At 61.5% G+C, this 20,957-nt stretch carries 19 protein-coding genes and 1 tRNA gene; 12 read left to right on the top strand and 8 right to left on the bottom strand.

Features of this window, described 5'->3' with window-relative positions:
* The first annotated feature begins 46 nt into the window (after positions 1 to 46).
* Genes QWI75_RS01470 through QWI75_RS01460 form a run of 3 tightly spaced genes read left to right on the top strand, consistent with a single transcriptional unit; the run spans position 47 to position 1,684 of the window.
* Positions 47 to 334, top strand: a complete 288-nt coding sequence (locus QWI75_RS01470) for a hypothetical protein (protein ID WP_289266910.1) — start codon at positions 47 to 49, stop codon at positions 332 to 334.
* A gap of 27 nt (positions 335 to 361) precedes the next feature.
* The gene (locus tag QWI75_RS01465) at positions 362 to 523 is read left to right on the top strand and encodes a hypothetical protein (protein ID WP_289266909.1); all 162 of its coding nucleotides are present in this window, start codon (positions 362 to 364) and stop codon (positions 521 to 523) included.
* Between the two features lie 12 nt (positions 524 to 535).
* On the top strand, positions 536 to 1,684 hold the full coding sequence (locus QWI75_RS01460) for a tyrosine-type recombinase/integrase (protein WP_289266908.1): 1,149 nt from the start codon (positions 536 to 538) through the stop codon (positions 1,682 to 1,684).
* A gap of 73 nt (positions 1,685 to 1,757) precedes the next feature.
* Here the strand turns inward: QWI75_RS01460 and QWI75_RS01455 are convergent.
* Positions 1,758 to 1,844, bottom strand: a tRNA-Leu gene (locus QWI75_RS01455).
* Between the two features lie 248 nt (positions 1,845 to 2,092).
* A complete protein-coding gene (locus QWI75_RS01450; RefSeq protein ID WP_289266907.1) occupies positions 2,093 to 3,583 on the bottom strand; it encodes an AAA domain-containing protein in 1,491 nt (496 codons plus the stop codon).
* Between the two features lie 273 nt (positions 3,584 to 3,856).
* Between QWI75_RS01450 and rplI the strand changes: the two genes are divergently transcribed.
* From rplI to QWI75_RS01415, 7 genes are all read left to right on the top strand, one after another.
* Entirely contained in the window at positions 3,857 to 4,339 is a 483-nt protein-coding gene (gene rplI, locus QWI75_RS01445) for a 50S ribosomal protein L9 (protein WP_289266906.1), read from the top strand.
* A 102-nt stretch (positions 4,340 to 4,441) separates the two neighbouring features.
* Positions 4,442 to 5,704 carry a serine hydroxymethyltransferase gene (glyA, locus tag QWI75_RS01440; RefSeq protein WP_289266905.1) on the top strand — a complete coding sequence of 421 codons (1,263 nt, stop codon included), beginning with the start codon at positions 4,442 to 4,444 and terminating at the stop codon, positions 5,702 to 5,704.
* 309 nt (positions 5,705 to 6,013) lie between these two features.
* Positions 6,014 to 6,964: an IS110 family RNA-guided transposase gene (locus QWI75_RS01435; RefSeq protein WP_289266904.1), complete on the top strand. Its 951-nt coding sequence runs from the start codon at positions 6,014 to 6,016 to the stop codon at positions 6,962 to 6,964.
* 129 nt (positions 6,965 to 7,093) lie between these two features.
* The gene (nrdR, locus tag QWI75_RS01430) at positions 7,094 to 7,558 is read left to right on the top strand and encodes a transcriptional regulator NrdR (RefSeq protein WP_289266903.1); all 465 of its coding nucleotides are present in this window, start codon (positions 7,094 to 7,096) and stop codon (positions 7,556 to 7,558) included.
* 100 nt (positions 7,559 to 7,658) lie between these two features.
* Positions 7,659 to 8,825 (top strand): sensor histidine kinase, encoded by a 1,167-nt coding sequence (locus tag QWI75_RS01425; RefSeq protein ID WP_289266902.1) that lies wholly within the window; start codon positions 7,659 to 7,661, stop codon positions 8,823 to 8,825.
* Positions 8,800 to 9,483: a response regulator transcription factor gene (locus tag QWI75_RS01420; RefSeq protein WP_289266901.1), complete on the top strand. Its 684-nt coding sequence runs from the start codon at positions 8,800 to 8,802 to the stop codon at positions 9,481 to 9,483. Before QWI75_RS01425 ends, QWI75_RS01420 begins: the two co-directional genes overlap by 26 nt.
* 88 nt (positions 9,484 to 9,571) lie before the next feature.
* Positions 9,572 to 9,877 carry a protein kinase family protein gene (locus QWI75_RS01415; RefSeq protein WP_289266900.1) on the top strand — a complete coding sequence of 102 codons (306 nt, stop codon included), beginning with the start codon at positions 9,572 to 9,574 and terminating at the stop codon, positions 9,875 to 9,877.
* Positions 9,878 to 10,368: 491 nt separating this feature from the next.
* On the opposite strand, the gene QWI75_RS01410 is transcribed toward QWI75_RS01415, so the two are convergent.
* From QWI75_RS01410 to QWI75_RS01385, 6 genes are all read right to left on the bottom strand, one after another.
* Complete coding sequence (locus QWI75_RS01410; RefSeq protein WP_289266899.1) at positions 10,369 to 10,518, bottom strand: hypothetical protein; 150 nt, start codon at positions 10,516 to 10,518, stop codon at positions 10,369 to 10,371.
* Positions 10,519 to 10,631: 113 nt separating this feature from the next.
* On the bottom strand, positions 10,632 to 11,183 hold the full coding sequence (locus tag QWI75_RS01405) for a nuclear transport factor 2 family protein (protein ID WP_289266898.1): 552 nt from the start codon (positions 11,181 to 11,183) through the stop codon (positions 10,632 to 10,634).
* A gap of 107 nt (positions 11,184 to 11,290) precedes the next feature.
* On the bottom strand, positions 11,291 to 14,428 hold the full coding sequence (locus tag QWI75_RS01400) for an efflux RND transporter permease subunit (RefSeq protein ID WP_289266897.1): 3,138 nt from the start codon (positions 14,426 to 14,428) through the stop codon (positions 11,291 to 11,293).
* 108 nt (positions 14,429 to 14,536) lie between these two features.
* Positions 14,537 to 15,784 carry an efflux RND transporter periplasmic adaptor subunit gene (locus QWI75_RS01395; protein WP_289266896.1) on the bottom strand — a complete coding sequence of 416 codons (1,248 nt, stop codon included), beginning with the start codon at positions 15,782 to 15,784 and terminating at the stop codon, positions 14,537 to 14,539.
* Positions 15,781 to 16,989, bottom strand: coding sequence for a TolC family protein (locus QWI75_RS01390; RefSeq protein ID WP_370693537.1), 1,209 nt, complete (start codon positions 16,987 to 16,989; stop codon positions 15,781 to 15,783). The genes QWI75_RS01395 and QWI75_RS01390 overlap by 4 nt, the downstream gene beginning before the upstream one ends.
* A gap of 228 nt (positions 16,990 to 17,217) precedes the next feature.
* Complete coding sequence (locus QWI75_RS01385; protein ID WP_289266895.1) at positions 17,218 to 17,556, bottom strand: hypothetical protein; 339 nt, start codon at positions 17,554 to 17,556, stop codon at positions 17,218 to 17,220.
* Positions 17,557 to 18,439: 883 nt separating this feature from the next.
* Between QWI75_RS01385 and QWI75_RS01380 the strand changes: the two genes are divergently transcribed.
* Both QWI75_RS01380 and QWI75_RS01375 read left to right on the top strand, forming a co-directional pair.
* Positions 18,440 to 19,693 (top strand): TolC family protein, encoded by a 1,254-nt coding sequence (locus QWI75_RS01380; protein WP_289266894.1) that lies wholly within the window; start codon positions 18,440 to 18,442, stop codon positions 19,691 to 19,693.
* 89 nt (positions 19,694 to 19,782) lie between these two features.
* Entirely contained in the window at positions 19,783 to 20,952 is a 1,170-nt protein-coding gene (locus QWI75_RS01375; RefSeq protein WP_289266893.1) for an efflux RND transporter periplasmic adaptor subunit, read from the top strand.
* Positions 20,953 to 20,957: the final 5 nt, after the last annotated feature.

Here is a 20,957-nt window from a genome sequence, read left to right as displayed (position 1 = left end):
TGACCATAACTGGGGAAATTTGGGTGACCCTTGACAGTTCAGGGACATGCCGGTCAACCGGATGACGAGCGGGCTCTGGGCCGACCTTGAACCGTTCCTCTTGCCAGTGGCCGCCGCCAAGGCGGGGATCACGTTCACAGGGTCCGCCGAAGTGCTCCTTGACCAGCTCAACGGCCAATATCCATCCGGGTATCTGGCCGAGCTGGCAGCCATGCTCAAAACAAAAATCCGCCTGGCGTCCTACAAGGGCGACATCTGGCAGGTCCCGCCGGGTCTCTGGCTGATTGAAAACGAAGTGAACGGATGGACGATCATGCGCCCGGAAGATTACTGAGCCAGGTCAACTGCGCGGGAGAGTGAGATGAACACTCTGAATTGGAAGCAACAGCAGGCGCTAGAGGCGATGCGGGCACGGAACGTGGGAGCGGTCTGGACCACGGCATTCGGATGGATCTGGCCGGAGGATGTGAGGAATGATCCGGCCTGTGCGGAAACGATCATCGCCTCCGGACTGAGGAAGTAGGAGGAAACCACGATGAGGGGGCACATCACGCAGCGGCACGATGGAAGCTATTACCTGGTGTTGGATCTGGGGCGAAGAATCGACCCCAAGACCGGATTGCTCAAGCGCAAGCAGAAGTGGGTCACGTTTCGGGGGACCAAGCAAGCCGCAGAGAACAAGCTGACCGAGTTGTTGCAGAAGGTGAACACGGGCCAGGTGATCGAACCGTCCAAGTTGACGCTTGGTCAGTGGCTCGACGAGTGGCTACAGATGGCGATCAAGCCGCCCCATAAACGGCAGAGGACCTATGAGACCTATTCCTCCGTCGTGACGAACCATCTCAAGCCGAAGATCGGGAATATCCGCCTCGCGGACCTTCGAGCCAGTCACTTACAGCAGTATTACGATCATTCACCGCTCAAGAAAGCGACCCTTCAGGTGCATCACGCCATTCTCTATAGCGCCCTCAAAGCTGCCACCAAACAGGACCTAGTTCCCCGCAACGTCGCCGATTTGGTCATTGGAAAGCCTCGGGCCAAGCATGACCGCAAAGAGGTGATGGAGCACTGTTGGGATGAACAGGAAGCAAAACGGTTTCTGGATGTCGCCAAGGAAGCCGGAACGCAAGCCGCGGCGTTCTACGCGCTGGCCCTAGACAGCGGGGCAAGGAAGGCAGAGTTGTGCGGGCTGAAATGGTCCGATTTGGATGTTCAGACCGGGATGCTGTCAATTGTCCGCCAATTGGTCAAACCAGGACCAGAGCCGATCTTTGGTCCGCCAAAGAATGGGCAGCCTCGGACGATTCAACTCAGTCCGGGAACGATCGCGTTGCTTCGGAAACACAAGGTTGAGCAGGCGAAAGGACGGCTGGAACTCGGGACCGCCTACAAGGATCACGGACTGATGTTTGCGAAAGCGTTTGGACAGCCGCTTCAGATGAACAACCTCGGGCAACGAGAGTATCAGATGATCCTCAAGCAGGCCGGAGTGAAGAAGATCAAGTTTCACGGCCTCCGCCATACCTGCGCGACGCTCCTCTTCAATCAGGGAACGCCGCTCAAAGTGGTCTCGGAACGCTTGGGACACAAGGATACGTCGATCACGCTGGACGTGTACGCGCACGTTCAGCCTTCGATGCAAGAGGCGGCAGCCGCAGCTCTTGAAACGGTCCTCCACGGATGAGGCGTTAGAGATCGGTTAGATTTTGGAGAGATCGGATGTGGAATTGCTTGAGAAACCAAGTGGAAAATGGATTTGGTGCCGAAGCCGGGATTTGAACCCGGACACCCCGGAGGGCGCTAGACCCTGAATCTAGTGCGTCTGCCAGTTCCGCCACTTCGGCACTTACAGGCTGCTGAAAATGCTCTCCCGCGTCGTTCTCAGTCGTCCATCTGCCTCGACATACCAACCTCCAGTACGCCTCGGTCGCCGGGCTCCCTGCGGCCTCGTTGAAGGCCATTTTGAGCGTGCCTGACGAATGCACCATCCTCACGATTCTTGATCCGAATCGATGATGCGGCCTGATTATGGCGAAGGGGTGGAGGTTCCGTCAAGGTGACGAGGCCTCTGGTCTTGGCTTTTTCCCGACCCTCAATGTCCCACCGCCGCGCTGCTCGCTCGATCCGGCCGGACGAGCGACAGTTCGCGATTCAGGTCCCAGGCGCCGGTGAGGGCAAAGTCGCGAAGTTCGCCGCTGAGCACGATGCGATCGCGCGTGATGGCCGCCGCGCCCAGAACGAACGCCGCAGGGATCTGCGGCGCCTCGTCTACGACCAGCACGTCGAACCGCACCCGCGCGAACAGGGGATCGCTGAGGACGCGCCCGGCTGTCGTGGCCACGATCCGCTTGTTCTGGACGAAGGCCTGCCGGTTCGTGCCCTCTTCGGCTGCGAGCAGCTCGCGGATCTTCTTGGTGCCGCCCAGCCGGACGACCTCTTCCTTGAGCTCCTCATACTCCGGCCGCATGTCGCGCGGGACCGCCGCCTCCGGCGCCAGCTCATCGATGCGCGCCTTCGCGATGTCCAATTCCTTCTTTAAGCCAACAGTCTGCTGGTCATAGATCTGCCGGTACTCGGCCAACGACTCCACGTTCTTGCCCACCGACTGCATCGCGAGGCGCTTCCAGATCGGCAGGGCTTCATACTGGGCGACGATCTGATCGATCTCGGCGATCTTGGTCCGGCATTCCGTCAACTGCGTCATCAAGCGCCATTCGAGCAACCGGACCTCGTCCAGTTCCTGCTGCTTCTGCGCCTTGTAGGCCAGGATTGGCGTCAGCTCCCGGAACCGTTCGTACTTGCGGCGCAGGGCCGCCTTGTCCGCCCGTGACTTCGCAAAGAATTGATGCATCTGCGCCTCGAACCCCAGCTCCGTCAGTTGGATGCCCAGCCGCTCCCGCTCAACCGCCACCTCGTACCTGGTGAGATAGGTCTTATAGGTGAGGCCGGCCGCTTTGAGACTCTTGGCCAGGCTTGCCGTCATGTCGTCCGACATTCGATGGTCGGGGCTGATCAGCAGGACGCGCTTGTTGGCCCGGACCAACTCGACCAGCAGCGTCGCCAGGCGGCTGCGCCGTTCCGCCAGATTGTCGGCCCATAGGGTCGTGAGGACCGAGGTCCCGGCCGCCCTCATGGTTTGGGCCGCCTGCGCGGGATCACCCTCCAGCAATCCGGTCAGCCGTTCGGCCGGGCCGAGTGTATAGGCAGCGGACTTGGCGAGGATGTCGGCCAGCCGCCGCGCCGCCGCATCGACAAAGGCGCTGCTATCTGGCACGATCGTCGCCGAAGCCTGTTGCGCTCCAAGATCGTCCACGATCTGGATCAGCGCCTGCGACCCTTCCTGTGCCAGCACCAGCCCTTCGGTCGGCTCCATCCCCTCCGGCAAGACAATGGTGACCGGCACATCGTCGAGTAAGGTCGCGCCGGGCGGCAGATCCGCTCGGTACAGGTGGAGCGTGCCGACGGTCGCTTGCCGCTGGAAGTGGAGCGCCTCGATCGGTGCATCGAAGCGGGCGGCATCCGGTGAATGGCGCCAGGCTTTCAGCTTGGCGGCACTTTGTTCAATAGAGGTCAGGATCGACATGGTCCGTTACCCTTTACCCACCTGTGACGCCGGCTCCGGCCGCCCGTGGGCAGTGCACCATACTGAATTGTGCCTCCGGTCGTCCAGCCATCGTTCGGCCGGCCTGGAGCTGAAATCGTGAGTCAGTTGGTGCGCTACCCCGCCATCCAGCCAGGACCGTCCCGGTCCTTCGCATGCGTGATGGCCTGCAACGCATCCCCGCAATCTCGTTGACTTTCGGTGCCGGTGGCCTGTATGGTGAACGGTCTTTTCACCAGTCAAGGAGCAGGGGCTATGAAGGTCATTTTGCAGGAGACATTGGAAGGCATCGGCAATCTCGGCGACGTCCTGGATGTCACCGACGGGTTTGCGCGGAATTTTCTGTTGCCCCGCCGCAAGGCGGTGGAGGCCAGCACCAGGAACGTGAAGGAATTCGAGCACGCCAAGCGGGTGGCGGCCGAGCGGGCCCAGAAGGAACGGCTGGAAATCGAAGCCCACGCCAAGAAGATCTCGGCCGTGTCGCTGACGATCCCGGTCCAGGTCGGCAAGGACGACAAGCTGTTCGGATCGGTCACGAACAAGGACATCGCCGACGGATTGGCCGCCCAAGGCTTTACGGTCGATCGCCGCAAGGTTCAATTGGCCCATCCGATCAAGGAACTGGGCACACACACGGTGGCGATCAAGCTGCCGCGGGAGGTGACCGCCGCGGTCGCCGTGCATGTCGTGAAGCAGCAGGAAGAGGCGCCGGCGGAAGCCGCCCAGGCGACATCCTAGCTACTACGACAGCCGCGGACCGCAGCCGGTCAGGTAGAACGGAATCGAAACAGAAACAACCCGAACCACGCCAATTCCCACGACTCACACATCGAGGCCCGCATGAGCGATGCGATAGGAACTTTGGAGGCGTTGAAAGCCACCGATCTCGACGTCTATGAGGCGATTCAGGCGGAGGAGCAGCGCCAGCGCGAGAAGCTCCTGCTGATCGCGTCGGAAAACTTCGCCAGCCCCGCCGTGCTGGCCGCCCAAGGCTGCTTGATGACGAACAAGTATGCCGAAGGCTATCCGGGCAAGCGCTACTATGGCGGTTGCCAGCACGTGGATGCGGTGGAAACCTTGGCGATCGAGCGAGCCAAGCAGATTTTCGGCGCGGAGCACGTCAACGTGCAGCCGCATTCCGGCTCGCAGGCCAACATGGCGGCCTATCTCGCGGTCCTCAAGCCGGGGGATGCCATCCTCGGGATGGACCTCGCGCAAGGCGGCCACCTGACCCACGGCAGCAAGGTGAACTTCTCCGGCATCCTGTTCCAGGCCTTCTCCTACGGCGTCGACCGCGACACCGAACAGATCGATTACGACGTGGTCCAGAAGCGGGCGGAGGAATGCCGCCCCAAGATGATCGTGGTGGGGGCCAGCGCCTATTCGCGAATCATTGATTTTCCGCGGTTCCAGCAGATCGCCAAGTCCGTCGGCGCCTACCTGATGGTGGACATTGCTCACATCGCCGGCCTGATCGCGGCGGGACTCCATCCGAACCCCGTGCCCTACGCCGATTTCGTGACGACCACCACCCACAAGACCCTGCGCGGCCCGAGGGCCGGCATGATCCTGTGCAAGGCCGAGCATGCCAAGGCGATCGACAAGATCGTCTTTCCGGGACTCCAAGGCGGCCCGTTGATGCACGTGATCGCCGCCAAGGCCGTGGCCCTCAAGGAAGCGCTGTCCCCATCTTTCAAGGCCTATCAGCAGCAGGTGATCGCCAACGCCAAGGCGCTCGCGGAGGGCTTGCTCGCCCGCGGCTATAAGGTCGTGTCGGGTGGGACCGACAACCATTTGATGCTGGTGAATCTGACCAACAAGGGCGTGACCGGCAAGGAGGCCGAAGCGGCCCTGGATGCCGCCGGCATCATCGTCAACAAGAACGCCGTGCCCTATGACGAAAAGCCGCCGGCCACGGCGAGCGGCATCCGCCTCGGGACGCCGACGGTCTCGACCAGGGGCATGCGGGAATCCGACATGCGCCAGATCGTGGACTTCATCGATCGCGTGATCCAACGGCCGCAGGACCAGGCCCTGCAGCAGCAGATTCGCGCGGAGGCCAAATCGCTCTGCACGAAGTTTCCGATCTTCCATCAGTATTGACGCGCATTATTCATGAACGCTTCTACTGCAACCGCGTATTCGCTGCTACGACCGGCCTGCACGCGCCCATTGCGGCGTACAGGCTGGCGGGCTCGCCGCTCAGACCCTCGACGTACTGGTTCAAGTACGCCTTGTATCTTGGAATTGTGGTACATGAGACATACGGAATGTGACAGATCGATACGCCTCCGGTCCGAAGAGACCGCGGCCGAGCCGGGTCGTCACATTCCCTATTCCATAAGCCCGCACAGTTGCCTGGGCCACCGAGCCCGCATCAAGACAAGGACGGGCTTCACCAAGGAGGAGGCGATGCAGACATCGTCGGTGTGTGTCGGAATTGATATCTCGAAAGCGCAGCTGGACGTCGCCATGCGGCCGGCTGGCACGCCGCTGAGCGTCCCGTATGATGCCCAGGGAATCAGCACGGTGATCGCACGGCTGAGCCAGGTATCGCCGATACGGATTGTCGTGGAAGCCACCGGGGGCTTGGAACGGCCGTTGCTGCGGGCGCTGGTGGACGCCGCCTTGCCCGTGATCGCGGTCAATCCGCGCCAGGTCCGGGACTTTGCCAAAGCGACGGGCCGGTTGGCGAAGACCGATACGCTGGACGCGCAGGTGTTGGCCCGCTTCGCAGAGGTCATCCAACCGGAAGTGCGGGCGCTCCCCGATCCGCAGACCGCGGAACTGGCGGCCCTGTTGGCGCGACGCCGCCAAGTGCTGGCGATGCAGCGGGCCGAGCAGAACCGGTTGGACCGAGCTCCAGCCCGCGTGCGGAAGCGGATTGAAGCCCATCTGCGCTGGTTGCGCACCGAACTGGCCCGGCTCGACGAGGACCTCGATGACATGATTGAAGAGAGCCCCATCTGGCGTGCACGCGAAGATTTGTTGCAGAGCGTGCCCGGCATCGGACCGGTAATGAGTCGCACGGTCTTGGCCGAGCTGCCGGAGTTGGGCTTGCTGAATCGCAAGCAAATTGCGGCCTTGGTGGGCGTCGCGCCCTTCAATCGGGACAGTGGGCGGCTGCGCGGCCGACGCACCATCTGGGGTGGGCGGGCCCCCGTCCGCACCGCGCTGTACATGGCGACCTTGGTGGCGACGCGCTGGAACCCCGTCATCCGGCAGTTCTACCAGCGACTGCGTACCGCCGGCAAAGCATCCAAGGTCGCGCTGGTCGCCGCGATGCGCAAGCTGCTGACCATTCTCAATGCGATGGTACATCATGGGACTCCATGGCAACCGGCCGCTGCACGGAGAGCTTGACATTCAAGACAGTTGCTCAGGTCTTCCCGGCTCCGCGCGCCAGTCTCGCCACGCGACTTCGCGGTTTCGTGACGAACCGTCATGTATAATGCGCGTTAACGCTTCGAACCCTGAGACGAGGCACGCTCGGTGAAGTGCCCGTTCTGCGACGCGCTTGAAGACAAGGTCGTTGATTCGCGGATGGCCAAGGAAGGCGAGCTGATTCGCCGGCGCCGCGAGTGTTTGGGCTGCAAGCGCCGGTACACCACCTACGAACGGGTCGAAGAGACCCTCCCGCTCGTCGTCAAAAAGGACGGGCGCCGCGAGCCGTTTGATCGCGGCAAGATCATCGCCGGCCTGAAGCGCGCCTGCGAAAAACGCCCCATCAGCATGGCCACCATCGAAGCGGTGGCCGACCACATCGAAAAGCGCATTCAAGAGCTCGGCGAGACGGAAGTCGCCAGCCGGACCATCGGCGAAGAGGTCATGGAGGCGCTTCGCGAGCTGGATCAAGTGGCCTACGTGCGGTTCGCCTCGGTCTACCGCGACTTCAAAGACATCGACCAGTTCATGGACGAGCTGAAGTCGTTGGCCCGCGAGCGCCGCGAACGCTAGCCGGTCGCCGCCCTATCAGTTCCCCCTCGATCTGCGGTAGGGTACAGGCCCCTGCTGCGATGCAGGACACTTGGCCAGAACCGCGCGACCGATGAAGACCATGAAAACCGGAGTTCGGAGCGCCAGGCGCCGAAGATCCGCGCCGAAGCGGACGCGCCCGCCCTCACCGCGTCGGCGGCGCGAGTTTCGCCCTCGGCAGGCCGCCACGCACGTCGCCATTCTCGGCGCCGGACGGGGAGGGACGGCCCTCATGGAAATCCTCGCGCCGGACCCGCTGGTCAAGATCATCGGGATCGCGGAGGTGAACCCCAACGCCGTGGGTCTCGAGCTCGCGCGGCGATTGAAGATCCCCGTGACGCGCGACTTCCGCAAGCTGCTCGCCATGAAGCGCGTCGAGCTGATCATCGACGTGACGGGCGATCCCACGGTCGAGGCGACCTTGCAGGATTTTCATCGCATGGGCGTCACGGTCCTCGGCGGGGCCAGCGCCAAGTTCATGTGGCAACTGATCGAGGCCCGCATCAGGACCACCGCCGAGATCGAGAGAACCCTCGCCCAATACCAATCGCTCTACCGGCTGTACGTGAAGGAGGCGGCCACCGCCGTGAGCGAGGAGCGGACCCGCATCGCCTGCGAAATCCACGACGGGCTCGTGCAGAGCCTGGCCGGCGTCAACTTCCGATTGGAGTTGTGCCAAGAGCTGGCGCGGAAGGATCCGGCCGCCTGCGAAGAGACCCTGCGCGAGACCAAGGACCAGCTCAAGCTCGCGATCCAGGAGGCCCGCCAGGTGATCTTCAACCTGCGCCCTCTCCACTACGACAAGATGGAGCTGATCCCGGCGCTGACGAACTATCTCAAGTCCTATGAAACCCAAACCCACATCAAGACAGGGTTCTCGGTGTCGGGCGACGAAATGGCCCTGTTTCCGCGAACGAAGATTTTCTTGTTCCGCATCGTGCAGGAGGCGCTCAGCAACGTCGAGAAGCACGCCAAGGCCCAACAGGCCGATGTGCACCTGCGCATCGACCCCGACCGTCTGACCGTCACGATCACGGACGACGGCATCGGGTTCGACGTGGAGGCGGTCTCGCGCGATCCGGAGAAGTGGGATCATTTCGGGCTTCGTGGTATTCTGGAGCGCGCGCGCCTCGTCGGCGGGGAGGCGAGCATCACCTCGAAGCCGGGGCAAGGCACGAAGATCGTGATCGACGTCCCCATGGTTCCGAAGGAGGCCGTGAGCGATGGAAAAGACGACGGAAAAGATTAAGGTCCTGATCGCGGATGATCATCGGGTCGTGCGGGAAGGGCTCGCGGCCATCCTCAAGACCAAGGAGGACATCCATGTCGTGGGGGAGGCGCAGGACGGCCAGGAAGCGGTCGAGAAAACCCGGACGCTCATGCCGGACGTGGTGCTGATGGACGTGAGCATGCCGCGGATGGGCGGCGTCGAGGCGACCCGGCAGATCAAGCGGGAGTTTCCCCACATCGGCATTGTCGCGCTGACGATGTACGAGGAGCAGCAGTATATCTTCGATCTCGTGCGGGCCGGCGCGACCGGATACCTGCTGAAGGACAGCGACTCCTCCCAGATCGTGGCTGCAATTCGAGCGATCTACCGAGGGGAATCGCTGATTCACCCCTCCGTCGCGAGCAAGATCCTTGCGGAATTCTCTCTCATGGCCCAGAAGAAGGGGAAGAAGCCGGCCTGGGTGGAGCACGACCTCACGGAACGGGAGATCACCGTGCTGCGGCTGGTGGCGGACGGCAAGACCAACAAGGAAATCGCCAACGCGCTCGACCTCAGCGAGAAGACCGTGAAGAACCACGTCCGCAACATCTTCCACAAGCTGCAGGTCTATGACCGCACGCAGGCCGCGATCCTCGCGATCAGAAAAGGGCTCATCGAGCTGGAGCCGCGTCCGTAAGGCCTGGCTGATGACCTTCACTCCGGCATTCCCCACTCGCACGCGAAGCCGGCATCTCCGCATTCACCGTTGTCTGGGATGGATCGGAATGATTCTCCTGGTCGCGGCCACGGCTTGCTCCACCGCGCCTCCGCGCGAAATGATCGAGCGCAACGATCACCCCGGGCTGGCAACCTGGTACGAGCAGGAAGCCGCGCGCCTCCGTGGGAAAGTCGAAGAAATGCAGCAGATGGTCGCCGAGTATGCAAAGCCGTCCTACCAGCCCTCTCCCAAAACGACCAAGTGGGAACTGATCGATCATTGTCATGTCTTCATCAAGTACTACGCGCAGGCTGCGGAGGAGGCGGAGACCTTAGCGAAGTTACATCGTCAGCAGGAGAAGGCTATTCCCTAAACTCGGTGACCTCCGACGGAAACCCATCGGCCATCAGGCGACCTCTGCTGCACCAATCAGTTGAGATCGGCGCCGCCGCCAACCCACAAGCCGCACCTCAGCTCTGATGCGGCGGCACATGTACATTCATACAACCCTTGGCTCGTGTTCCCCATCACACATAGGCATTGGCCGCATATTGTTGCACCATGCGGTGCGTGTTGAAAAAGGAGGCGTTGAGCGCGATCGCATGCCGCATCACGTCGATCCAGCGGTCCCGCGACTGATAGTACATGGGCACAATCGTCCAACTCAGTTTTTGATATGGCTCGCGCGAGGCCGCATCGCTCGGTGCTCCCGCGCCAACTCGTCCGCTTCGTCCTCCGCGTTCATGTAGTTCTGAGCAATGGCCCCACAATGCGCGGTGCGTTGCATTGGTTCGGCTTTCCCATGCGGCTCCGAATGCTTCTCATAACATTCGGCCGTCATCTCCCAACCTTTCGGCCTGTCCCTCAATTCCTGCGCCTGCTGGGCGTAATAATCGCGAGGCCCACATGATCGTTCGCATTGATCATGCGTTGTGTCGAGATCTCCGCACAGCCTTGCAACATAAGGGCCAACCCGATCACATCGACCATCGAACCCCATCGACCGTTCATCATTATTCGCCCTCCTTTTGTTGGCAGCGCGGGAGTGCGCTGCATCTGTGAAAGATTCTGGCTAGTGGCCATGCACGTGTTCATCTCAGGAATCGTGCCATGCGAAAAGACAGAGACTAGAAGAACGGGTGCGGGGCTGCACCGAACCCGCGTGTTTTCGGGCCTTCTCCGCGATGTCCGCGAACCCTCCACGCGCCTTTCTCATTGACCATGTAATGTATTTCTCCGTACCAACTGTCGATGTTGACCTGTTGCCCCGTCTCCTTCGAGACGGCCCACAGACTTCCCGTACAGGTGAGCTCCGCAGCGGGAGACGCAGCAGGCACCACGGCAATGCGCGAGAGAATATGGTTGCTTCTGAAGTCCCGATGATGAGCCAGTAACTCCTCCCAAATCGCCCGCAAATCGCTCTTCGTCAAGTCGTGATAATGATAGTCCTCCGAGTAAAGGTCCATCAGCCCATCTGCATTGCCGGCCTGCAGGGCCGTTTCAGCCCGATTGAATGCGGCGAGAATTCCTGAAACCATGGCGTCATGGGCCTTTACGTCAGCCCAGCTATCGATCATAATCCCGCCTCGATGCATCAGCGGCGGGACCATGCATCCAGACAATTCCCACGAGAGTCCCATAACGGCCACGAACGCGGCAGTATGGCTTGTCCAGTTCATAACGCTCTCCTTTCGACTGTTCGCCGTAGGTAATCCGTCGCGTGCAGACAGCGTTCATGGGTAGTTCCACAGGGATTCAATTGCATCCGAATCGAACGTCGTCGGATTCATGTCTTTGTCTCGTGCCGAGCCTGACGTTCCTTCCACCAGCGCCATATCACGTAGACGGGCGGGATGACGAACAGCGTGAGGATCATCGCGGAAAAGACCCCACCAACCTGTGGCGCGGCGATCCGTTTCATGACATCCGCTCCCGTACCCGTGGCCCACATCACCGGAAACAAACCGATCACGTCGACGAACCCGATCATCGCCATCGGCCTGATGCGTTCCACAGCGCCCGACTGGACTGTGTCAATCACGTCCTGCAACGTCTTGAGCCCGCCCGCCGCTTTGCGCCGCGCGCAGGCCTCGTCCAGGTAGGCCAGCATGACGGCGCTCGTTTCCGCGGCCGTCCCCACTACGGTAATGAGTCCTACCCACACGGCAATGCTGATGTTGTAGCCCAGTATCGTCAGGTACCAGACGGCGCCGACCAACGAGAGCGGCACGCCGACCATGACCATGAACGTCTCAGCGACCGAGCGGAACGTGAAGTAGAACGCAACGAAGATGATGATGAGCGTCAGCGGGATCACGAGTTTCAATCGCTCCTTCGCCCGCTCCATGAACTCATATTGCCCGGACCAGACGATCGTATAGCCCGGCGGAAGTTGCACTTTGGCCGCCACCGTCCGCTTGAGATCCTCCACATAGCCGCCCACGTCGCGGTCGGCCATGTCCAGAAAGACATAGCCCGCGAGCATCCCGTTTTCATCCCGGATCATCGGAGGGCCGTTGACGAATCGCAGGGTCGCCAGTTGGGCCAACGGCACTTGGGCGCCGGTTGGCGTATCGACGAGGACACGCTGAAGCCTCTGGGGGTCATCCCGCAACTCCCGCAGATAGCGCACGTTGATCGGATATCGTTCACGTCCCTCGATCGTGGTAGCGATGTTCTCGCCACCGATGGCTGATTCGATGATCCTTCCCACATCCATCAGTTTGAGGCCATAGCGGGCAATCTCCTCGCGGTTGATGTCGAAATCCAGATAGTAGCCGCTGGAGACCCGCTCCGCATACACGCTGCGGGTTCCAGGGACTTCTTTCAGCACCATCTCCAACAGCTCTCCCAGTTGTTCGATCTGCTTGAGATCCGGGCCGAAGATCTTGATTCCTACCGGTGTCCGAATACCGGTCGTCAGCATGTCGATCCGATTCCGGATCGGCATCGTCCAGGCATTGGTCACGCCGGGAAATTGGAGGGCTCGATCCATTTCATCGACCAGCCCCTCGTAGCTAAGCCCAGGTCTCCATTGCTCTTTCGATTTCAATTCGACGATCACCTCCATCATGCTGAACGGGGCCGGGTCCGTGGACGTTTCCGCCCGTCCGGCCTTGCCGAAGACTCGCTCCACTTCAGGAAACGATTTCAGTTTCCGGTCCATGATCTGGAGGAGCCGCCCGGCTTCCGTGACCGAAAGACCAGGCAGGGTCGTGGGCATGTACAGAATCGTCCCTTCGTAGAGAGGCGGCATGAATTCTGACCCCATGCGTTGATAAACCGGTACGATGCTGAGCAGGAGTCCCACGGCCAGCAGGACGACGGTGCCCCTGTGTTGCAACGTCCATCGCAAGAGCGGCGCATAGATCCCTTGCAGGCTTCGGCTGACCGGATGGCGCTGTTCCGGGAAGATCCGGCCACGGATGAATGTCGGCAGGCAGGCGGGGACCAAGGTGATCGCGAGCACCGCGCACATGGCGACGGCGAGATTGTTCGTCCAGGCCAGCGGCTTGAACATCTTCCCTTCCTGCGCTTCCAAGGCGAAGATGGGAATGAAGGAGATGGCGATCACGAGCACCGAGGCAAAGATCGCCGGGCCGACTTCCTTGGCCGAATCGATGAGGACTTGCACCCGCTCGCCCCTGCGGCCGTTTCGTTCCCATTCCTCCAAGCGCTTGTGGGCGTTGTCCACCATGACGATGGCGGCATCGACCATGTCCCCGATCGCGACGATGATCCCGCCGAGCGACATGATGTTGATGCCGACCTGCAGAAGGTACATGGGAATGAAGGCGATCAGGACCGCGATCGGCAGCGTGAGGATGGGCACCATTGCGGAGCGCACATGCAGCAGGAACGCGACAATCAGCACTCCAGTGACGAGCAGTTCCTCCAGGAGGCTTTCATTCGCCGTGGCGATCGATTCTCGAATCAGGTCGTTTCGATCGTACGTACTGACGATCTTCACGCCCTTCGGCATGGAGGGTTCCAATTCCTTGAGCTTGGCCTTCACCCGTTCGATGACCGTCAGCGCGTTCTCCCCGAACCGCATGACGACGATGCCTCCGACCACCTCGCCTTGGCCGTCCAGATCGACGAGGCCCCGCCGCATATCCGGCCCGAGCCGCACGGTCGCCACATCCCGCAACAGAATGGGCGTGCCGTTGTCATTGACGCCCACGGCGATCTTCTCGATGTCCTCGCTCTTCTTGATGTAGCCTCGCCCTCGAACCACGTATTCGATTCCCGAAAATTCCACGACGCGGCCGCCCACGTCGTTGTTGCTTTGTCTGATGGTTTCCACAATGGAAGGAATAGAGAGACGGTAGGCCAGGACTTTCGTGGGATCGAGATTGACCTGGTACTGGCGGACGAATCCGCCGATGCTCGCGACCTCGGCCACCCCTTCCACCGCGCGCAGCCAATAGCGAAGGTACCAATCCTGGAAGCTGCGCAGCGAGGCGAGGTCCTGTTGTCCCGATTCATCGACGAGGGCGTACTGATACACCCATCCGACCCCGGTGGCATCCGGGCCGAGCTGCGGCGTGACCCCTTCCGGCAGCCGGCCCGCCAACTGGTTCATGTATTCGAGCACACGGCTCCTCGCCCAATAGATGTCGGTGCCGTCCTTGAACAGAACATAGACATAGGAGTAGCCGAAGTCCGAGAAGCCCCGGACCACCGTCACCTTGGGCGCGGACAGAAGCGCCGTCACGATCGGATAGGTGATCTGGTCCTCGATCAGGTCCGGAGATCGTCCGGGCCAGGTCGTGTAGACGATCACCTGCGTGTCTGAGACGTCGGGCAAGGCATCGATCGGCGTCTGCCACAAAGCCCAGAGGCCGATGGCCGAGAAGGCCAAGACCAGCAGGAACACGATGAAGCGATTTCTCGCGCTGAATTCAATGATTCGTTCAACCATCGTGCCTCGCGACGCTCGGCGCGTCATTCGTCAGCCGTGACTCGTCATTCGATCGGAAAGTACGAGGCGTTCCTGATTGACGAATGACCAATGAGGCTTGACGTTCCTTCACTTCATCCCCGGCATGCCGCCCATGCTTTCGACGGCGGACTTGAGCCGGCTCTCGCTGTCGATCAGGAAGTTGGCCGAGGTCACAATGTGCTCGCCCTCTTTGAGGCCTTCCAGCACTTCGGACCACTCGCCGGTCTTGACTCCGGTTTTGATCAGACGCGGTTCGAGCTTCCCACCGCCGTGATGGAGAAACACGACATGCTTCCGGCCCGATTCGATGACGGCTTCTTGAGGAATCGCCAGTCGCGTGCCCAGGTCGACCCGTAACTCGACGTTGGCGTACATGTCCGGCTTGAGTTTCTCGTCGAGGTTGTCCAACTCGAACCGCACTTTGGCCGTGCGGGTTTTGGGGTCCAGGGTGGGATAGATGAACCCCACGCGGCCGGTCAGGATCGCGCTTGGATCATAGGACAGGGTGACGGCGGCCTTTTGATCTTTCTTCACGAAAGAGAGTTCGTATTCGTAAATGTCCGCCAAGATCCAGACATGGGAAAGATCCGCAATGGTATAAAGTTCCTCGCCAGGCTCCACATGCGCCCCGGCGAGCGCCTCCTTCTTGATGACTGTGCCGGTGATGGGTGAATGGATCGGGAGCGTTTTCAAAACCTTACCGGTTTGCTCCAGCTCTCGGATATGGTCCTCCGTGATATCCCATAACTGGAAACGACGCTTGGCGGCCTCAAGCAAATCCTTGGAGCCCTGCGCGACTTCCGGAAACTCGCTGCTCCCCAACTGTTTCTGTCCCCGCACGGCGAGGAGATATTCTTCCTGACTCGCGACCAGATCGGGGCTGTAGATCGTAAAGAGCCGTTGCCCTTTCTTCACGTGATCTCCAAGTGCGCTCACATAGAGTTCTTCGATCCAGCCGTGAAACTTGATCGTGACTTTGGCGAGGCGCCGTTCATCCACCGCCACCCGCCCGACGGTGCGAATGGTCTTTTCCAGGCGACGGCGCGCCACCGGCTCGTACTTCACCCCGATCATCTGTAGACGTTCGAGCGGGATCGTCACCACGCCGGGATGTTCGGAACTGGGTGCTGAGGACTGGGGCATGGGGCTCGTCGCCCCGTCCTCGGACCTCTGTCCGGGCCGTGGCTCCGGCATCGGCATCCCCGGCATGTTGGTCATCGAGTCTTGCATGGAACCCGCCGGCGGGAAGATTCTTGGCCACAGCCAGACCCAGCTCATCCCGATCACCAGTAGCAGGAGGACCAGCACCAGCGGCGTGACGCGGCGGCGGTTCATGATCCCGGCTTCCTTTCGGCCATCGGCCCTTCAAGCGAGCCCCCCGTCACCGCTTCGAGCCGGGCCAGTGCGCGCTCGTGGTTCACCATTTCGCCGTGTAGCTCCAGTTGGCTATCCTGGAGTGTGAGGAGACTGTTCAGCAGCGTGAGAAAATCGACTTTTCCAACTGCGTACCCTGCTTGCGCGGCCTGGAGGCCAAGTGTGGCCTGGGGAATGATGGCATCGCGCAGGATGGTGATCAGCCGTTCCGCTCGCTGCGCCTGCACGAAGCCGTCTTTGACTTGAAACAGCACCTCTTGGCGCGTCGCGGCAAATTCCTCGCGCGCTCCCTCCAGGCCAGCCAAAGCCTCTCGCACCCCTTGCTTTTGCTTGCTCTCGTAAAAGAGCGGGATCTTGATCCCGACGATCACTTGGTACCCGTTGTCGTTGATCCGGTCGTTCCGGAGGCCCAGCGCCGTGATGTCGAAATCCGGATAGTATTGGCGCCTGGCCAGCGAGACGGACCGTTCAGAACGGTCAATACCTTTGGCCGTGGCCAGCAATGCCGGGGAGAACGCTTCGGCGCGCCGGTTGAGTTCGTGCAGCGGGATCGTCAGGATGGTCGTCCGAATTTCTTCCGGCGTCCCAAGCGGGTCGGAGGGGGGCCGATTGATCAGACGATTGATCGCCGCATGCAGGCTTTCTTTCTGTTGATCGAGCACCGCCAGCCGATCGAGCACGCGCGAGATCTCGACCTGCGCTCGAAACACATCCTGCTGCGCAGCCTGTCCAACGCTGTACCGTGCCTTCGCGGTCTTCTCGAACTGCATCAGGAGCGCTTTGTTGCTCTCGACGATCTCGATGCTCTTGTGCACGAAGTGCAGGTTGTAGTAGGCCTCCTTCAACGAAGCGATGAGCCTGAGGCGGGTGGCGCGGTACTCCTGTTCCAGTCGTTCAGCTTCCCGTTGAGCCACCTCCCCCCTGAGACCGAGCTTACCGGGAAAAGGAATGTCTTGCCCAAATCCGTAGACCGCTCCCTCCACGACAGGAGGCACCATGGGCATCCGTTGGTATCCCAATTGGAGCCGAGGATCCGGGAGGCTTTGGACCTGCGGTACAACGGCGAGGGCGGCCTCCCAGCGCTGTCGGGCGGCCTTAACCTGCGGGTTGGTTGCGTCGATGTCTGCGATGAGACCAGGAAGGTCAATACGAATCTCATGATGCAAGGGGCGGTCTCCATCGGAGTGGGTCGCCCCTCGATCGTCCGCCCCACGCACAGGCCAGGGCGAGAAGACTACGGCTGAAAGGATGCTCAGAGCAACGAGCCACACTCGTGGGGCTGCGGCAGACGGTTTCACGATGGCACCTCCAGACGGCGTTGGCAAAATGGAATGGATCAACGCCCGCTCAGCCGACAGGGCCGAGCGGCGAGCAAACGAACTGGAGGCGGAGGATCAGATCCGAAGGACCGAGGAAGAACCTATGGAGATGGGAACAATGGACAAGGCGTTGCTCCGGGAGCACGGCGTTGGGATTGAGGGGATGGTGAGATCGATGGACGGACTGAGCAGGATCGTGGCCTGATCAACAGCCGCGGCCGCGCCATTTTTCACCTGGCGCTCCGGTGATGAGACCGCCGAAGGCGGACAGATGATCGTCCCCTCCATCGGGCAGCCCATCGGCTCTTCCAAGACCGCCATGTGTTCGCCGGCCAGAGCGACATGGGGGACGGCACACATGAGACCGACGACCTGACAAAACACGAAAACCAACAGAACCGCGGCCAGCTTCACGTCAATTCCTCTCACTGTCGAAACCAGACCATGCATCGGAATACCTGCGCATTCGTTCTGGCTATCCTCTATCAAATCCAGGAGGCGCGTCAAGCCGGGCCCTGCGAGGTCAGTCCACTCAGCCAGGCTCACCGCTGCGCAAGGAGCTCTACTGCCGCAGAGGTCCGGAGTCAGATCTCCCGCCGTGGACCGGTTCGCAGGGTCTCCATTTCCAAGAACAAAGAGATCGGATCGGGAGAATTGTGCTATTCTGCTACCACGATGCCGTCGATGCGTGGTCGTTCAACCTGGTCTCGTAGAGCCCTTCTCGCATGGGTTTCCCTCTGGCTGCTCATGGTGCCCTGGGTGCACGTGCATCCGGAGGTGGAGCACAGCCATGGAGACCCGGGCCATGTGCACCATGCAATCATGCATACGGTGTTTTCGGAGCCGTTGGAGTGCGAATCTCACCAGCCACACTATGATGACACCGATCGAAGTGTCATCCGGCAGTCGATCCACCTCATCGGCCATCATGGGCATGTGTCAGATCATCCCGAAATTGATTATGTGCTCGCCGCGCCTTCGCCGTGCCCAGCCATCGATAAGGTTCTCCTCGTTCCCTCCGGTGAAGAGGCTCCTCCACCGACTCTCCTCAGCCTCTCACGAGTCGATTCGGCTTTCTCAATCACCCCGACCGTTCTGCTTCTTTCGTCATCGCTCCCCCTTCGAGCACCACCCGCTTCTCTTTCCTGAACCAATTCTCGTCACAAGTCGTTCATGTGAAGCGGGCTGACCGCTGCGACGCGATCGGAGCAGCCTCGATCCGAGCGGTCACATGCGGCGCGTCGGGACATTGGTTCCTCCGCAAGGCTTCGCTTCATGAGAAGGAAGGAGGAATCCCATGGTGGTTCGACTCATCATGGCGCCGTGGCTCCTATTGTTCGGCTCCATGCTCCTGTGGAAGGAAACCCGGGCTGCCGAGCCAGGCCCGGCGCCGTACAACCTGAACACCATCATCGCTCTGGCGCTCGAGCGCAGTCCGGTCATCACCGGTGCCAAGGCCTCGATTGAACAGAGCCGTGGACAGAGGATGACGGCGGGAGCCTATCCCAACCCCTCCGTGACGGGATCGGCCGGCCGCGGGTCGATTCGAGACCCCAGTACCGGCGTCAGCATCACCGAGCGCACCGTTACGGTGGAACAACCGCTGGAGTGGCCGGCCAAGCGCGAGGCGCGGCAGCGCGCCGCGGATGCGGGGGTAGCGGGAGCCACTGCCGGGTTGGAAGAAGCCAAGCTCAATCTCATCGCCGAGATCAAGGTCGCCTTCTATCAGTTGCTGCTGGCCCAGCGGGACGCGGATCTCTCCGCCCAGAACCTGGCCATGGTGAAAGAAGTATCGCGGACCGCGACCGCCCGTGTTGCCGCAGGAGACGCAACGAAATTCGATCTCATGAAGGCCACGGTCGAAGTGCAGAAGGCCACGAAGGACGCAGCCAGGGCACAGAGCGCCGTGCTGACTGCGCGCGTGGCCCTGAACACGAAAACCGCCGGAGCGCTCGGCCACGCCTTCGCCGTCGAGGGAGATTTCGAGCCGCTAAAGCAGGAGATCCGTCTTGAAGCCTTGACCGAACGGACCTTAGAGGACCACCCGACCTTGCGCCGCTTGAGCCGGCTGGTCGACCAAGCGGACCAGACCCTGATCTACGAGAAAGAGTCGCGCATGCCCACCGTCAGCGTGCAGGGCCAGTACCACCGGGAGGCCGGCGATGAATCGGTGACGGGCGGGCTCAGCCTGCCGATCCCGCTCTGGTACCGCCGGCAAGGGGAGATCCAAACAGCCCTCGCCGGAAAACATCGTCTGCAGGCGGAACGTGACCGGATGCAGAACGAACTGATCCAAGCCCTGACCCAGCACGCGCAGGAAGTCCGTACCGCCAAGGGCCAGATCGACCTGTTCGAGCAAGGCCTGCTCAAACAGGCCGAAGAGACCCTGCGCATCGCGCGAATCAGTTTTCAACAGGGAGCGGCCAGCCTCCTGGAGGTACTGGACGCACAGCGCGTGCACCGGCAAACCCTCCTGGAGTACGCGCAGGTTCGCATGGATCTCTCGGTGGCCCTCGCGCGTCTCGAACGGGCGAGCGGCGGGATGTTATGACGGGACTGACGCAAGGACCGCGCGATGGCGGACAGGGCAGGAACAGGAGCCTGGACAGGACAGTGAGGAAGGCCGTCATGACCCACGGCATGAAAAGGTCCCGTTGGCCCCTGGTGGTCGCGCTCGCGGCGCTGCTGGTCGGATGCGGCGATCATGAGTCGGAAAAGCCTTCGGCGCCGCCGGAACATATCACGGCGGACACACCGTTACTCCGGATGATCCAACCGCCCGCGGCGATGCAGGGGCGCATACGGACCGAGCCGGTCGCAGCCCGAAGGGTACCGGAGATCGTCACGGCGCCCGGCGAGGTTTCATTGGACCTCAAGCAGGTCGCCAAGGTGACCTCAAAGATCGAAGGACAGGCGGTGCGGGTCTACGCCCAATTGGGCGATCGCGTCCGCGCCGGGCAACCGCTCGTCGCGATCGGGAGCCTCCAACTCGACCAGTTGGTCGAAGAATACCTCGTGGCCAAGGCGCAAGCCGACGTGGCCGAGAACAGCTTCCGGCGAAGCGAGCGGCTCCGGGCGGATCAGATCATCACCGAACGACGGTTCGTCGAGGAGCGTGGGCGTCACCTCGAGACCAAGGCCCGGTACCAGCACATCCGCGAGAAGCTGATGAATATGGGGTTGACCGAGCGAGAACTCACAGAGTTGGAGCAAGGGACTCACGAACAGAGCCATCGCTACACCCTTACGGCGCCGATCGCGGGGACGGTGGTGGCGCAGAACATCGTACTGGGCCAAGGGGTGGCGCCGGGCCAGGAATTGTTCGAGGTGGTGGATCCCAGCCGGGTCTGGGTCTTTGCCAACTTGCCGATCGAGCAGGCGCGGCGATTCAAGGTCGGCGACCAGGGCACGATTGTGCCCAAGGGCGCCGAGCCGTTGGCAGCTCCGTTGACCTACCTCTCGCCGGTGGCGGACGAAAAAACCCGCACCATCCGCATTCGCTTCGAGGTCGCGAACCGGGAGGGCCGGCTGAAGCCGCACGAATATGTGGACGTGCGCCTATCCTTCGGCGGCTTGCCGACCCTCGCCGTTCCCGCATCCGTCGTCACGATGGTGGGGAACGACCGCGGGGTGTTCGTGCAGCGGGAACAGGGCTATGCCTTTGCCCCCGTACAGACTGGCCGCGAAGGAGACGGCTGGGTGGAAATCCTCCACGGGGTCTCCGAGGGCGACCGGGTCGTCAGCGACGGCGTCTTCGATCTGAAGAACGTGCTCCTCAGGGAGCATATCGACTCGGGAGGAGAGGGCTAAGTAAG

The organism is Nitrospira tepida (assembly GCF_947241125.1).
In the GTDB taxonomy this organism is placed as follows: Bacteria; Nitrospirota; Nitrospiria; order Nitrospirales; family Nitrospiraceae; genus Nitrospira_G; species Nitrospira_G tepida.
This window is presented reverse-complemented; position numbering and strand designations above follow the sequence as displayed.